This is a genomic window from Actinoplanes sp. NPDC049668, from assembly GCF_044465445.1.
Taxonomy (GTDB): Bacteria; Actinomycetota; Actinomycetes; order Mycobacteriales; family Micromonosporaceae; genus Actinoplanes.
The window spans coordinates 125,474-138,363 of record NZ_JBITLR010000002.1 but is presented as its reverse complement, the minus strand read 5'-3'; the positions used below and the strand labels follow the sequence as shown (position 1 = coordinate 138,363).

12 protein-coding genes are annotated in these 12,890 nt (G+C 72.5%); 2 read left to right on the top strand and 10 right to left on the bottom strand.

Annotation, left to right across the window (positions count from 1 at the left end; all coding sequences use genetic code 11):
- Nucleotides 1-19: 19 nt before the first annotated feature.
- Nucleotides 20-1,228 carry a glycoside hydrolase family 3 N-terminal domain-containing protein gene (locus tag ACIBSW_RS07740; protein ID WP_354728389.1) on the top strand — a complete coding sequence of 403 codons (1,209 nt, stop codon included), beginning with the start codon at nt 20-22 and terminating at the stop codon, nt 1,226-1,228.
- Here the strand turns inward: ACIBSW_RS07740 and ACIBSW_RS07735 are convergent, their stop codons facing one another.
- The 4 genes from ACIBSW_RS07735 to ACIBSW_RS07720 all read right to left on the bottom strand — a co-directional run bounded on the left by ACIBSW_RS07735 (nt 1,229) and on the right by ACIBSW_RS07720 (nt 7,121).
- Nucleotides 1,229-2,173 (bottom strand): endonuclease/exonuclease/phosphatase family protein, encoded by a 945-nt coding sequence (locus tag ACIBSW_RS07735; protein ID WP_354728391.1) that lies wholly within the window; start codon nt 2,171-2,173, stop codon nt 1,229-1,231.
- A 40-nt stretch (nt 2,174-2,213) separates the two neighbouring features.
- On the bottom strand, nt 2,214-3,035 hold the full coding sequence (locus ACIBSW_RS07730; RefSeq protein ID WP_354728393.1) for an SAM-dependent methyltransferase: 822 nt from the start codon (nt 3,033-3,035) through the stop codon (nt 2,214-2,216).
- A gap of 91 nt (nt 3,036-3,126) precedes the next feature.
- Nucleotides 3,127-6,162, bottom strand: coding sequence for a discoidin domain-containing protein (locus tag ACIBSW_RS07725; protein WP_354728394.1), 3,036 nt, complete (start codon nt 6,160-6,162; stop codon nt 3,127-3,129).
- Nucleotides 6,163-6,377: 215 nt separating this feature from the next.
- The gene (locus ACIBSW_RS07720; protein ID WP_354728396.1) at nt 6,378-7,121 is read right to left on the bottom strand and encodes a class I SAM-dependent methyltransferase; all 744 of its coding nucleotides are present in this window, start codon (nt 7,119-7,121) and stop codon (nt 6,378-6,380) included.
- 134 nt (nt 7,122-7,255) lie between these two features.
- On the opposite strand from ACIBSW_RS07720, the gene ACIBSW_RS07715 reads away from it, so the two are divergent.
- Nucleotides 7,256-7,690, top strand: a complete 435-nt coding sequence (locus tag ACIBSW_RS07715; RefSeq protein ID WP_354728398.1) for a CBS domain-containing protein — start codon at nt 7,256-7,258, stop codon at nt 7,688-7,690.
- 51 nt (nt 7,691-7,741) lie between these two features.
- On the opposite strand, the gene ACIBSW_RS07710 is transcribed toward ACIBSW_RS07715, so the two are convergent.
- Genes ACIBSW_RS07710 through ACIBSW_RS07685 form a run of 6 tightly spaced genes read right to left on the bottom strand, consistent with a single transcriptional unit; the run spans nt 7,742 to nt 12,890 of the window.
- The gene (locus ACIBSW_RS07710) at nt 7,742-8,590 is read right to left on the bottom strand and encodes a hypothetical protein (protein WP_354730678.1); all 849 of its coding nucleotides are present in this window, start codon (nt 8,588-8,590) and stop codon (nt 7,742-7,744) included.
- An 11-nt stretch (nt 8,591-8,601) separates the two neighbouring features.
- Nucleotides 8,602-9,096: a SigE family RNA polymerase sigma factor gene (locus ACIBSW_RS07705; protein ID WP_354730676.1), complete on the bottom strand. Its 495-nt coding sequence runs from the start codon at nt 9,094-9,096 to the stop codon at nt 8,602-8,604.
- 59 nt (nt 9,097-9,155) lie between these two features.
- A complete protein-coding gene (locus tag ACIBSW_RS07700; RefSeq protein ID WP_354730674.1) occupies nt 9,156-9,746 on the bottom strand; it encodes a hypothetical protein in 591 nt (196 codons plus the stop codon).
- Nucleotides 9,743-10,573, bottom strand: a complete 831-nt coding sequence (locus tag ACIBSW_RS07695) for a carbohydrate ABC transporter permease (protein ID WP_354730672.1) — start codon at nt 10,571-10,573, stop codon at nt 9,743-9,745. The genes ACIBSW_RS07700 and ACIBSW_RS07695 overlap by 4 nt, the downstream gene beginning before the upstream one ends.
- A complete protein-coding gene (locus ACIBSW_RS07690; RefSeq protein WP_354730670.1) occupies nt 10,573-11,550 on the bottom strand; it encodes a sugar ABC transporter permease in 978 nt (325 codons plus the stop codon). Before ACIBSW_RS07690 ends, ACIBSW_RS07695 begins: the two co-directional genes overlap by 1 nt.
- Nucleotides 11,551-11,558: 8 nt before the next feature.
- Nucleotides 11,559-12,890, bottom strand: a complete 1,332-nt coding sequence (locus ACIBSW_RS07685) for an ABC transporter substrate-binding protein (RefSeq protein WP_404799266.1) — start codon at nt 12,888-12,890, stop codon at nt 11,559-11,561.

Below are 12,890 nucleotides of genomic sequence, written 5' to 3'. Positions count from 1 at the left end.
CCCGATAGCCTGGGCGGTGATGAGACAGCGCAAGCGGTGGTGGGGCGCCGGGGCCGGTGCGGCGATCGTGCTGGTCGCCCTCGCGGTCGGGCCGGCGGACCACGACGGTCCACCGTCGACGGCCGCCGGCGCTTCGGTCCCGCCGCCGTCGGCGCCGGCGCCCGCGTCGGTGCCGCCCTCGCCCTCGGCCTCGCCCGCCGTGCCGGCGTGTGCCCGGGCGGTCGGCCGGCTCTCGCCCGAGGAGCGCGCCGGGCAGCTGCTGATGGTGGGCACGCCGGTGGACCGCCCGCGCGGCCTGCGGGCGGCGGTGCGGCGCCACCACCTCGGCGGCGTCTTCCTGGCCGGCCGCAGCAGGCGCGCCGCCGCCGCGCTGCGCGCGGACATCGCCGCCCTGCAGGGCGACGCCGCGCTGCCGCTGCTGGTCGCGCTCGACCAGGAGGGCGGCAGCGTGCAGACCCTCAAGGGCGCCGACTTCCCGCTGATCCCGTCGGCGCGGCGCCTCGGCGCCGGACCGCCGGCCGCGCTGCGGAACACCGTCCGCGACAGCGCCGGGCGGCTCGCCCGGATCGGCGTGACGGTCAACCTCGCGCCGGTCGCCGATACCGTGCCGGCCGGCCTGGGCGAGGCCAACCCGCCGATCGGGGCGTTCCACCGGGAGTACGGCTCCGATCCGGTACGGGTCGCCGAGGACATCCATACGGTGGTGCCGGCGTCGCAGGGTGCGGGGGTGCTGACGATCGTCAAGCACTTCCCGGGGCTGGGCCGGGTGCGGGAGAACACCGACACGTCCGCCCGGGCGGTGGACCGCACGGCGACCGTCGGCGACGCGTACCTGAAGCCGTTCGTGGCCGGGATCGAGGCCGGCTCGGCCGGGGTGATGATCTCCTCGGCCTCCTATCCGCGGCTGGACCCGGATACCATCGCGGCGTTCTCGCGGCCGATCGTCACCGGGCTGCTGCGCGACCGCCTCGGCTACACCGGCCTGGTCATGTCCGACGACCTCGGCGCGGCGCGGGCGGCGCGAGCGGTGCCGGCGGGGCAGCGCGCGGTGCGCTTCGTGCGCGCGGGCGGCGACCTGGTGCTGACGATCCGGCCGCAGGACGCCGGGCCGATGACCGCCGCGCTGATCGAGCAGGCCCGCGGCAACCCGGCCTTCGCGGCCCGGGTCGACGACGCGGCCGCGCACGTGCTGGCGGCCAAGCAGCGCGCCGGCCTGTTCCGGTGCTAGCTAGATCCTGATCCTGATCCGCGCGGCGATCGGCAGGTGGTCGCTGCCGGTCGCGGGCAGTGCCCAGAGCTCGGTGACGGTCAGCGACCGGCCCATTATCTGATCGACCCGCGCGACCGGCGCGCCCGCGGGCCAGCTGAACGCGAAGTCCGACTCCGCCGTGTCCAGCAGCGCGCTGATCGGCTCGAGGCCCCGGTCGTGCACCGTGTTGTTGAGGTCGCCGAGCAGGAGCACCCGGTCCAGCGGTTCGGCGGCGATCCTCGCGCCGAGCAGGGCGGCGCTCTCGTCGCGCCGCGCGCAGTCGAACCCGGCGAACCCGAGGCGCACCGAGGGCAGGTGCGCGACGTAGACGGCGACGTCGCCGTGCGGGGTGCGCGCCGTGGCCCGCAGGCCGCGGTTCCAGTCGGCGCCGAAGGCCTGCGGCCGGATGTCCACCGGGCCCGCGCCGGCGAGCGGGTAGCGCGACCACAGGCCGACGGTGCCCTGCACGGTGTGGTGCGGGTACTCCGGCGGGAACGCCGCGGCGTACGCCGGGAGCGCGGCCGGGGTCAGCTCCTCCAGGGCGACCAGGTCCGGCCGGACCTCGAGCAGCTCGCGTACCGTCGCCGCCGGATCGGCGTTCTCGTCGCTGACGTTGTGCTGCACCGCGGTGACGTCGTACGCCCGGTCCCGTCCCGGCAGCAGGTGCCCGCCGAAGAGGCCGAGCCAGGCGAGGAGGGCGAGCAGCACGGCGGGCAGGGACACGGCCGGGCGGCGCCACAGCGCCAGGCCGGCGAGCACCGGGATGCTCAGGCCGAGCCACGGCAGGAACGTCTCGAGGAGGCTGCCCAGGTGCGCGGCCGTGTTCGGCACGGCGCCGTGGCAGGCCAGCAGGGCGGCGACCAGCACGGCGAGCGCCGCGACGAGGAGCCCGCGCCATCGGCCGGTCCGAGGTGGAGTTCGCACCCGGCGATGCTCGCAGCCCGGCGCAACCGCCGGGGGAGGATCAGGCCGGCTTGCGCCCGACGCCGGCGAACTCGGAGACCTTGTCGGTGATGCCGGGGTGCAGCGGGTCCGGGCGCCACGCCGAGCAGGTCACGACGCCGGGGTCGAGCAGCTCCAGGCCGTCGAAGAAGCCGGCGATCTCGGCCCGGGTGCGCGCGGTGATCGGCGCGGCCCCGCTCTCGTTCCACTGGCGCATGGACTGCTCGACCGCGGGACCGTTGACCTCGGTGGTCGGGTGCGAGATCACCAGGTAGCTGCCCGGCGGCACCGCGTCGACCAGGCGCCGGACCACCGCCTGCGCCGCGGCGTCGTCGACGATGAAGTTGACGATGCCGAGCAGCATGATCGCGATCGGCTCGGTGAAGTCGAGCGTCTTCGCCGCGTCCTGCAGGATCCGCTCGACGTCGTTGGCGTCGGCGTCGATGTAGTCGGTGGCGCCCTCGGGGGTGCTGGTCAGCAGGGCCCGGGCGTGCACCAGCACCATCGGGTCGTTGTCGACGTAGACGATCCGGCTGCTCGGCGCGGCGGCCTGGGCGACCTCGTGCGTGTTGTTCGCCGTCGGCAGGCCGGTGCCGATGTCGAGGAACTGCCGGATGCCCTGCTCGCCGGCCAGGTGGCGGACCACCCGGCCGAGGAACTCGCGGTTCGCCCGGGCGGACTGGACGAGCTCGGGCATGAGGGCCAGCGCGTACTCGGCGGCCTCCCGGTCGGCGGCGAAGTTGTCCTTGCCGCCGAGCAGGTAGTTCCAGAGCCGGGCCGAGTGCGCCACCTCGGTGTTGAGCTGGTCGTGCAGTTCGGACCCGGTAGCGGGCGTCTGGTTCACGGCTCTGTGTCCCCTCGAATCACCGCTGGAGCTATGTGGACGGAATCCTAACTCCGCCCCGGGCGCCGCGGGAGTGCCCGAGGCGGCGAGATCACCGGCCGATCACATTGATCTCCGCGACGGCCGTCCAGGGTTGCCCGGCCACCTCCGACAGCGCCCGCAGCCGGAAGTAGTGGACGGGCCGCGCGCTGAAGCAGACGTTCTGCTCGGCCGTGCTGTTCAGCCAGGTCCCGGTCGCCACGGGCGTGCCCCAGGTCGCGCCGTCGGTGGAGGTGTACACCTCGTACCTGGCTATCCGGCCGTTGGCGCTGTTCTGCCGGGGCCGGTAGTAGATGCAGTTGACGTCGGCCGTGCGGCGAAGATCGATCTTGACCTCGTGGGGGTGCTTCGGATCGGCGGCCTTCCACTGGGTGTGCCAGTAGGTGGCCGGGAGGCCGTCCAGCACGTTCGTCGCCGGGGTGTCGGCCTCCGCGCTGTCGGCCGAGCGGACCCTCATCGCCGTCTGCGGCAGCCGCGGCGCGACGGCGACGTTGAGCTCGGCCGCCGACGCCCAGGGCTGGCCGCCCACCTCCGAGAGGGATCGGAGCCGCAGGTAGCGGCCGGTCGTTCTGGGGAAGGTGACGGTCTGCTCGGCGGCGCTGTCCGGCCAGGTGCCCGTGGCCACGGGCGTGCCCCAGGTGGTGCCGTCGGCGGAGACCAGCACCTCGTAGCGGGCGATCCGGCCGCTCGCCGAGGTCGGCCGGGGCAGGTAGGACAGGCCGGTCACGCTGTAGGTCGCGCCGAGGTCCAGCGTGAGCTGGTGCGGATGCGGGGGAGCGGCGGCGACCGACTGGGTGTGCCAGTGTGTCGCCGGATCACCGTCGAGCGCGTTGGTGGCGGGGCTGGAGGTCTCCTGGCTGTCGACGGAATGCACCTTCAGCTGCGACTGCGGCAGCCACTGGCGTACGAAGGTCGCGGTGTAGGTCTTCGGGGTGGTCGGCGCGACGATGATGTGCGTCTGCGCGCCCGCGTCGGACCAGGCGGCGTGGACGTAGGCGGTGCCGCCGGCGCTCTGCGGGGTGACGGCGCTGACGGAGTTCTGCGAGCCCTGGATCACCGTGCGGGTGAACGGGGTGGTCTGCGCCGTGCTGCCCACCGCCAGCCGCATGCCGGGCGGGTTGCTGGCGAACGTCAGGTCGACGGTGCGCGGGTCGATGCGCCGGGTGCTCGTCGCCGACAGCCCGCCGGAGTCGGTGGCGGTCAGCACCAGCTCCAGGTACGACGGATACTCGTGGTCCGGCGCCGGGAACGACCCACCGGACACCCCGTTCCACTCCTGCACCGTGTGGATGTGGCAGTTGTCCAGGGTGTAGCAGTGGTGCTGCAGCAGCCGCCAGCGCAGGGCGGACGCGGGCAGGTTGCCCAGCTCGGGGTCGACGGCGCGCCCGGCGAAGGTGAGCGTGTTGCCGACGGCGAAGGTGGTGCCGGCCGCCGGCGCGTCGATGAAGGCCGCCGGCGCGGTGTTGCCGGCCTGGATCTCGACGGTCTGCGTGTCGGCCGCGTCGAGGGTGTCCAGCACCCGCAGCCGCGCCGTGTACGGCCCGCCGGGCGGATAGATGTACCTCGCGGTCGGCGTCCGGGCGTCGACGGTGCCGTCGGAGGTGAAGTCCCACTCGTAGCGCAGCAGGCCCTCGTCGGCCGGGTCCGGGTCGGTGGACTGCCTCGCGTCGAAGTCGACGGTCAGCGGGCCGGGCCCGGTGGTCGGCGCCGCGACGAGGACCGCGTTCGGCGGCTGGTTGCCGGCGAAGTAGCGGATCCGCTTGATGGTGCCGGCCGCGTCGGCGTAGTACAGGTCGCCGCCCGGCCCGATCGCCAGGTCGACCGGGTTCGACGCCGCCGCGACGAAGGTCTGCCGGTCGGCCGCGTCCGGAACCCCGCCGGGCGCGGCCGGGCGCATCGCCCAGATGCAGTCGCGGCTGTAGTCGGCGAAGAACACCGCGCCCTGGTACGAGGCCGGGTAGTCGCCGCCCGAGGCCGGGTAGAACGCCACGCCGGAGATGCTGGAGCCGCCGGTCGGACAGGTCTCACCGGCGACCACCTTCACGGCGTGGTCGTACGCGTAGTGCGGCCCCGCCTGCCCGCCCGCCGTGTAGAGGTTCTCGCACATGCTGACGTTGGCGCCGTCGTAACCGTCCTGCCGGCCGGTGCCCTCGAAGCACGGCCAGCCGAAGTTGGTGACCCGGGCGGTCGGGTCGGTCAGGCGGTTGATCTCCTCCCAGGTTCTCCACCCGACGTCGCCGAGCCACACCTCGCTGGTGCCCGGGCGCATCGCGAACCGGTACGGGTTGCGCAGCCCGTGCGCGACGATCCGCCGGGTGTTGGGGTCCGCCGCCGCGCCGGCCGGGTTGCCGGCCGCGGCCGCGCCGGTGAGCGGGTCCAGGCGCAGGAGCGCTCCGTCGAGCCCGGTCGGGTCGGCCGAGGTGCGCACGTCCTGGGAGCGCAGCGCGCCGCCCTCGGCGCCCGGCGGCGTCATCGTGCCGCCGGGCGGGTCGGCGCACGGGTTGATCGGGGTGCCGAGCTGGCCGTAGTCGACGGCGCCGAAGCTGGCGCCGTCGCCGGCGGAGACGTAGAGCATGCCGTCCGCGCCGAAGTGCAGGTCGCCGATCGAGTGTGAGGGGAACTGCTGGCACCAGTCGTGCAGCAGCACCTGCTCGGTGCCGGTCATGACGTCGCCGGCCGCCCGCAGGCGGGACAGCCGGGCGGTGACGACGCACCGGCCGCCGTTGGCGCCGCCGACCGCGCTGCAGTTGTCGTTCCACACCGGCGCGGTCCGGCCCGGCGGGGCGTCGTAGGTATACAGCACGTAAACGTACGGTTGGGTGGGAAATTCGGGGTGCAGCGCGAGTCCGAGTAAACCCCGGTCGTTCTGATTGTGCACGTTGACCGAAAGGTCGGCGAAGAGGGTCGCCGTCGGATCGGCGATCGAGTCGAATACCTTGATCCGGCCGCCCTTCTCGGCGACGAAGATACGGCCGTCGGGCGCGAATTCGATGTTCATCGGCTGATTGAGGCCGGTCAGGACGGTCTGTTCGCGAAAGCCCGTGGGCAGCACGGCCGCGGCCGCCGGCGATCCGACGACGGCCGTCATGGTCACGATCAGTGCGGCCGTAAGGAAAACCGACAACGTGCGCCGATATGACACGGTCACCCACCCCCATCAAGGCGATGTCATAGGCGCGAATGACAACACGTCGAGAATGGATGCGGGGGACCGCGCCGATAGAGGACCGTTTATCGCCCCTTCCGACTCTTGCGATCAAACAGGAATGAATCCGGGATGAACGGACCCGGAACCGCCGGTACTCAGGTACGGCGCAGTACCAGCGTCACGAAGCCGAGCACGTTGCGGTACCCGCGCAGCCAGCCGTCGCGGTGCTCGCGGGCGCGGTCGAGCGCCGCGGCGGCGTCGGGGTGACCGGGATTGTCCAGCGCCCACTCGGTCAGGGACCCGGTCCAGGACCACTCGTAGTTGTCCCACTCGGCGGTGTCGCTGATGTGCGCGTACACCGGGGCCCAGCCGGCCCGGCCGGCGACGTCGACCAGGGTGGGCAGGTCGGTGAGGTCGTCCGGGGTGGCCTGCAGCCCGGCGAGGGCCTCGGGCGTCGGCGGTACCTGCCAGAAGCTCTCGCCGACCATCAGGATGCCGTCGGGCTTCACGTGCCGCCCGGCCGACTCGAGGGTCTCGGCGAACCCGCCGAACGCGTGCGTCGCGCCGACGCAGAGCACCAGGTCGTAGTCGCCGTCGGCGACGTACCCGCGCGCGTCGCGCTCGTGCAGGGTCAGCCGGTCGGCGAGGCCGCGCTCGGTCGCGGCGCCGGCCGCGCGCTCGAGGCCGTGGCGGCAGATGTCGACGCCGTCCGCGTGGCCGTCGGGGTAGTGCGCCAGCGCCTGCAGCGCCCACGCGGCCTCTCCGCAGCCGAGGTCGAGGATGCGTGCCGCCGGCTGCCGGGCGGCCCGGCGCAGGAGCCGGTTGACGTTGACGCCGAAGACCGGCGCCGCGATCGGGTGGTGCGTGTGCGCGATGCTGCTGAGGCGTTGACGGTCCACCGGCAAAGTGAACACGAAAACATCAGACAGCCTCGAACCGGCCCCCGACCCAAAAGTGGATGATGAAGCGCTTACACCGGCCCAAGCGGGCCGCCGCACCCTAGGCTGTTAAGGACCAGGCCTGGGGAGGAATCATGCGTATCAGTGACATTCTGCGTGTCAAGGGCGGTCGCGTCGTCACGGTTCCGCCGGAGACGCTGGTCGAGGCGCTGCTCTCGGTGCTTGCCGAGCACCGGATCGGCGCCATCGTGGTATCCCGGGACGGGTCCTCGGTCGACGGCATCGTCAGCGAGCGCGACATCGTCCGGGCGCTCGCCGTCCGCGGCGCCGCCGTGCTGAAGGAGCCGGCATCGGCCATCCACACCGCCGAGGTGCAGTCGGTCGCGCCCGAGGCCTCGCTGGAGGACGTGGAGCGGCTGATGACCGAGCGGAGGTTCCGGCACGTGCCGGTCCTCGTGGACGGCACCCTGCGCGGCATCGTCAGCATCGGCGACGTCGTCAAGGAGCGGATCGGAGAGCTGGAGACCGAGCGCTCGGAGCTCGCCGGCTACATCACCGGCGAGCGGTAGCCCCGCGGCCGGACGGTTCCGGGGGCGCCGTGGCCCCCGGAACCGCGCGCCCTACTGCAGGTGGAAGCGCTCGTCGACGGCGAGCGCGGCCAGCTGCGGCACCGTCAGGGGCAGCTTGTCGAGCGGCTTCAGCCCGCTCTCGGCGTTGGAGGCGTTGCGGGACTGGGCCACGAAGACCACGATCCCGTCCGGGTACCGGTACGCCGCCCACTGGTCCAGCCGCTGGTCGGTGCCGGGCTTGACCACCACGCCGACCTTGGCGGTGCCCACCGTGCTCTCCTCACAGGTGCCGCCCATGCCCCAGAACTGGCGGGCGAGCTCGCACGGCTCCTTGGCGAGGGTGTTGCCCGCGGTGTGCACCTCCACCAGCAGCCGTCCGGTGCCCCCGCCCTTGGCCAGGGCGGCCGACGCGAGGTAGCCCCACGACCCGTCGCCCTCGACCGCGCCCTGGTGATCGCGCAAACCGATGCCGTCGGCGCCTTCCCCGGTGGGCGTGGTGTAGCCCTTCGGCGCCACCGCGAGGATGCCGTTCAGGACGCGTTTGCCCTGTTCGTAGCGCAGGCCGGAGCGGGCCGTCGCGTCCTGTTGCGGCTGGCCGTCGCCGTCGAGGGGCCACGCCGGCTTGGTGTCGCCGGGCGCGGGGGCGGGGATCGTCGGCGTCGCGCCGGGGCCCGCCCACGGGCTCCCGCCGCCGTCGCCGGCGACCAGCCGCAGCCCGGGGCCGGCGGCCGCGACGCCCAGCGCGACCAGGACCGTCGCGGCGCCGGCGCCGGCCAGCGTCATCCGCCGCCGCACCGCCCGGCGGCCCGCGGTCACCGCCGTCGCCGAGTCCATCGGCGGCGGCTCCGGCGCGGCCACCAGCGTGCTGCGCATGGCTTCGCGCAGGTCGTTCTCGTCCACGGTGCCTCTCCTCATTCGGCGTTGACGGGTGGGGGCACCAGCGCGCGCATCGCGTGCAGGCCGCGCGCCGCCTGGCTCTTGACGGTGCCGGCCGAGCAGTTCAGGGCCGTCGCGGCCTCCTCGACCGACATGTCCTCCCAGTAGCGCAGGACCAGCACCGCGCGCTGCCGCGGCGGCACCGCGGCCAGCGCCCGCATGAGCACCAGCCGGTCGTCGGTGTGCGCCTGCGCGGCGGGGAGCTCGACCGGCGTCTCCTGCGGGCGTTCCCGCCGCCGCCAGCCCCGTCGCCCGTCGTCGATGAAGGTGCGGATCAGCATCTTCCGGACGTACGGGTCCAGCGCCTCGTGCCGTGCCACCCTGTTCCAGTGCACGTAGAGCTTGGTGAACGCGGCCTGTACGAGGTCCTCGGCACGGTGCCAGTCCCCGCAGAGCAGGTACGCCGTGCCGCGCAGGGCCCCCGACCGGGCCGCGAAGTACTCGGCGAACGCCGAGTCACGATCGCTCATCCTCACCCCAATCCGTGCGGTCGCGGGTAATCACGAGCCCGGGATGCCGTGGGGTTGCATCACCGGGTGAGGAAATCTCCGGTGTGGGCCGGGCGCGGGTAGCGGCGGGCGACCACGTGCAGCGCGAACAGAGCGTAACCGGCCAGCACCGGCACCAGCACGGGGTGCACCAGGACGGCCAGGACGCCGGCGAGCGCCAGGACCCCGGCGGCCGCCGGCAGCGCCCGGTTCAGCGGTACGCCGCGGGCGGCGTCCCGCCACGGCCGGTCCGGGCGGGCGCCGATCGCCACGACCGCCAGCCCCGCGTATCCGGCGGCGGCGGCGACCAGGGTGGCCGTGAGGAGCAGCAGCGGCGTGCCGCCGGGCACCGCGCCCCGGCGTACGGCCAGGAGGTCGACGACGATCAGGGCGGCCGCCGCCACGCAGGCCGGGCCGGCGAGCAGGCCGGGCACCAGGGCCCGGCGGAAGACCGCCCAGCTCAGCCGCGCGGACGGCCACCGGTCGTGCGCGAGGTGGTGGTGCACCGCGGCGCTGCCGGCCGCGACGGCGGCGCCCGCGGTGAGCAGCGGGAGCGCCGCGGCCGTCACGACCAGGCCGAGCAGCGCCAGGTCGGTCGCGACCTGCACGGTGTCCCGCCAGTCCCGCCTCATCCCTTGATCCCGCTGGTGTTGATGCCCTCGACGAGCATCCGCTGGAACGCCACGAAGAACATGAACACCGGGACCAGCGACAGCAGCGACATCGCGAACATCGGGCCGACCGAGCTCTCGCTGGTCGAGTCGATGAACAGGGTCAGCGCCACCGGCGCCGTGTAGTCCTGCAGCTCGGAGAGGTAGACCAGCTGCCGGAAGAAGTCGTTCCAGGTCCAGATGAACGAGAAGATCGCGGTGGTCACCAGGGCCGGGCGGCTCAACGGCAGGATGACGTGCCTGAACACCGAGTACGGCGACGCGCCGTCGATCTTGGCGGCCTCGTCCAGCTCGCGCGGGATGCCCCGCATGAACTGCACGATGAGGAACACGAAGAACGCCTCGGTGGCCAGGAACTGCGGCACCAGCAGCGGCAGGTACGGCCAGTCGCCGCCGACCCAGCCGAGCGTCCGGAACAGGATGTACTGCGGGATGATCAGCACGTGCCCGGGCAGCAGCAGGGTGGCGATCATGATGGCGAACCAGAACCTGCGGCCCCGGAACTTCAGCCGGCCGAACGCGTACGCGGCCAGCAGGCAGGACAGCGTGTTGCCGACCACGGTCAGCGCGGAGACCATCGCGCTGTTCATGAAGAACCGACCGAAGCCGACGTCGAACTTCTGCCAGCCCGCGGTGAAGTTGCCCGGGGTGAACTCGGTGGGAAACAGCCCGATGTTGCTGGCGATCTCCTGCGGCGACTTGAACGAGGTGCCGACCATCCAGGCCAGCGGGTAGAGCACGACCGCCAGCAGGGCGATCAGCATGAGCAGGCGCAGCCGGCTACGCATCAGCGGTCCTCGCCGTCGGAGTAGTGGACCCAGAACCGGCCGGTGCGGAACAGCACCACCGTGATCAGGCCGATGGCCAGCAGGAACACCCACGCCATCGCGGAGGCGTAGCCCATGTCCAGCTCGACGAAGCCCTTGATGTAGAGGTCGAGGGTGTACATCAGGGTCGAGTCGACGGGCCCGCCGGTGCCGTTGCTGAGCACGAAGGCGGACGTGAAGCCCTGGAAGCCGTTGATCGTCTCCAGCACCAGGTTGAAGAAGATCACCGGGGACAGCATGGGCAGGGTCACGTTGCGGAACTGCCGCCAGGACCCGGCGCCGTCGACCGAGGCGGCCTCGTACAGCTCGGTCGGTATCTGCTTGAGGCCGGCCAGGAAGATCACCATCGGGGCCCCGAACTGCCAGATGGCCAGCAGCATCAGGGTCTCCAGGGCCCAGGCCGGGTCGTTCACCCAGGGCGCGCCCTCGATGCCGAACAGGCCGAGGAAGGAGTTGAACGCGCCGTCGCGGTTGAACATGTTGACCCAGACGATGGCCAGCGCCACGCTGCCGCCGAGCAGCGACGGCAGGTAGAACAGCCCCCGGAACACGCCGATGCCGCGGATTCCCCGGTTCAGCAGCATCGCCACCCCGAGCGCGGCGGCCAGCTTCAGCGGCACGGCGACGAACGCGAACGTGCAGGTGACGGCGACCGCGTGCCAGTACGACGGGTCGGCGGTGAACATTCGTCGGTAGTTGTCCCAGCCCACCCAGTTGGCCTCCGAGAGCGGGGTGAGCACGTCGTAGTCGGTGAAGCTGAGGTAGAGCGAGAGCAGCATCGGGATCGCCGTGATCGCGAACAGCCCGAGCAGCCAGGGCGAGAGGAAGACGTACCCGGGCAGGTTCTCGCTGTGCCTGCGCCCGCGCGGGCCCTGCCGTTCGGCAGGGCCCGCGGGGACTGTCCGGAGTCGGCTGCGTGCCGGTCGCACAGTGGTCACGTCGACCGTCAGCCCTGCCCGATCGCGGCCTTGGCGGCGGCGACGAACGCCGCGGCGCCCTGCGCCGGCGTCTGCCGCGCGAACTGGACCTCCTCGGCGATCCGCACCAGCTCGCTGCGCACCTTGCTGTGACCCTTCAGCGGTACGGCCGGAGCGGGCCCGAAGGTCTTGCCGAGCTCGGTCTGGAACGCGATGGTCTGCTTCATGGCCGGGTCGGTGGTGCTCTCCTCGACCGCCTTGCGGATGTCGAGGTTGGACGGCAGGCCCCGCTCGGTACCGAGGATCAGGCCGGCCTCCTTGTCGTTGGCGAGGAAGTTCACCACGTCGACGGCCGCGTCCTTCTGCGGGCTGCCGCTGAACACCGAGAAGTACATCGAGGCGCGGGCCCACTGCGCCTTCTGGTCGCCGGGGTAGGCGATGACGTTCAGGTCGCTCTCGGTGTTCTTCTTCAGCTCCGGCATCTGGTTGGCCCACACCCAGGAGGTGCCGGCCTTGCCGGTGACCACCAGCTGCTTGCTGATGTCGGTGGCGTTGCCCTCGTGGATGACGTCCGGGGTCGGCGTGGCGCCGCGGGCGCGGGCGCCCTTCCAGAGCTCGAACCAGGCGGTGACGTCCTGCTCGGTGAAGCCGAGCTCCTTGCCCTGGTAGAGGTCCTTGCCCTGCTGGCGCAGCCAGACCCAGAAGGCCTGGTACACGGCGCTCGGGTCCTGCGTGCCGGGCACCTTGGCGACCTTGGAGACGTTCTCCGCCCAGGTGATGAAGTCGTCCCAGGTCATCCCGGTGGTCGGCGCGGGCAGCTTGTTCTTGTCCAGCAGGGTCTTGTCGAAGACCAGGCCCTGGGTGTTCTCGCCGAACGCGACGCCGGCGAGCTTGCCGTCGACCTTGCCGTAGTCGCGCAGCCCCGGCGGGAACTTGGACAGGTCGAGCCGGCCGTCGCCCGCGTACGGGGTGAAGTCGAGGGTGACGTTGCGGCCCGCGTACTCGGCGATGTAGTTGTCGTCGATCTGGAAGATGTCGGGTGCGTTGCCGCCCGCGGTGAGCGTGGCGAGCTTGTCGAAGTAGCCCTGGTTGGCCTGCCAGGTCTTCTTGAAGGTGACGTTGGGGTGCTTCGAGTGGTACAGGTCGAGCGCCTTCTCGGTCAGCTCGGCGCGCTTCTCGGCGCCCCACCAGAAGATGGACAGCTCGATCTTGCCGTCGCTGGAGTCGTCGCCGCCGCCGGCGGCGGCGCCGCCGAGGGCAAGGGGTATGACCAGGGCCGCGGCGAGTAGCCGTCGCCTGGTCGCGGTACGGTGGCCGCGCGTGGTTCGCGCGCCCGCCGTCGGGGTCTTGTCGGGGTGCAT

Excerpts from the sequence above, each read along its gene's own strand:
- ACIBSW_RS07740 (WP_354728389.1), top strand. The coding sequence starts at position 20 with ATGAGACAGCGCAAGCGGTGGTGGGGCGCCGGGGCCGGTGCGGCGATC.
- ACIBSW_RS07725 (WP_354728394.1), bottom strand. The coding sequence starts at position 6,162 with ATGACGGCCGTCGTCGGATCGCCGGCGGCCGCGGCCGTGCTGCCCACG.
- ACIBSW_RS07715 (WP_354728398.1), top strand. The coding sequence starts at position 7,256 with ATGCGTATCAGTGACATTCTGCGTGTCAAGGGCGGTCGCGTCGTCACG.
- ACIBSW_RS07705 (WP_354730676.1), bottom strand. The coding sequence starts at position 9,096 with ATGAGCGATCGTGACTCGGCGTTCGCCGAGTACTTCGCGGCCCGGTCG.
- ACIBSW_RS07700 (WP_354730674.1), bottom strand. The coding sequence starts at position 9,746 with ATGAGGCGGGACTGGCGGGACACCGTGCAGGTCGCGACCGACCTGGCG.
- ACIBSW_RS07695 (WP_354730672.1), bottom strand. The coding sequence starts at position 10,573 with ATGCGTAGCCGGCTGCGCCTGCTCATGCTGATCGCCCTGCTGGCGGTC.
- ACIBSW_RS07685 (WP_404799266.1), bottom strand. The coding sequence starts at position 12,890 with ATGCACCCCGACAAGACCCCGACGGCGGGCGCGCGAACCACGCGCGGC.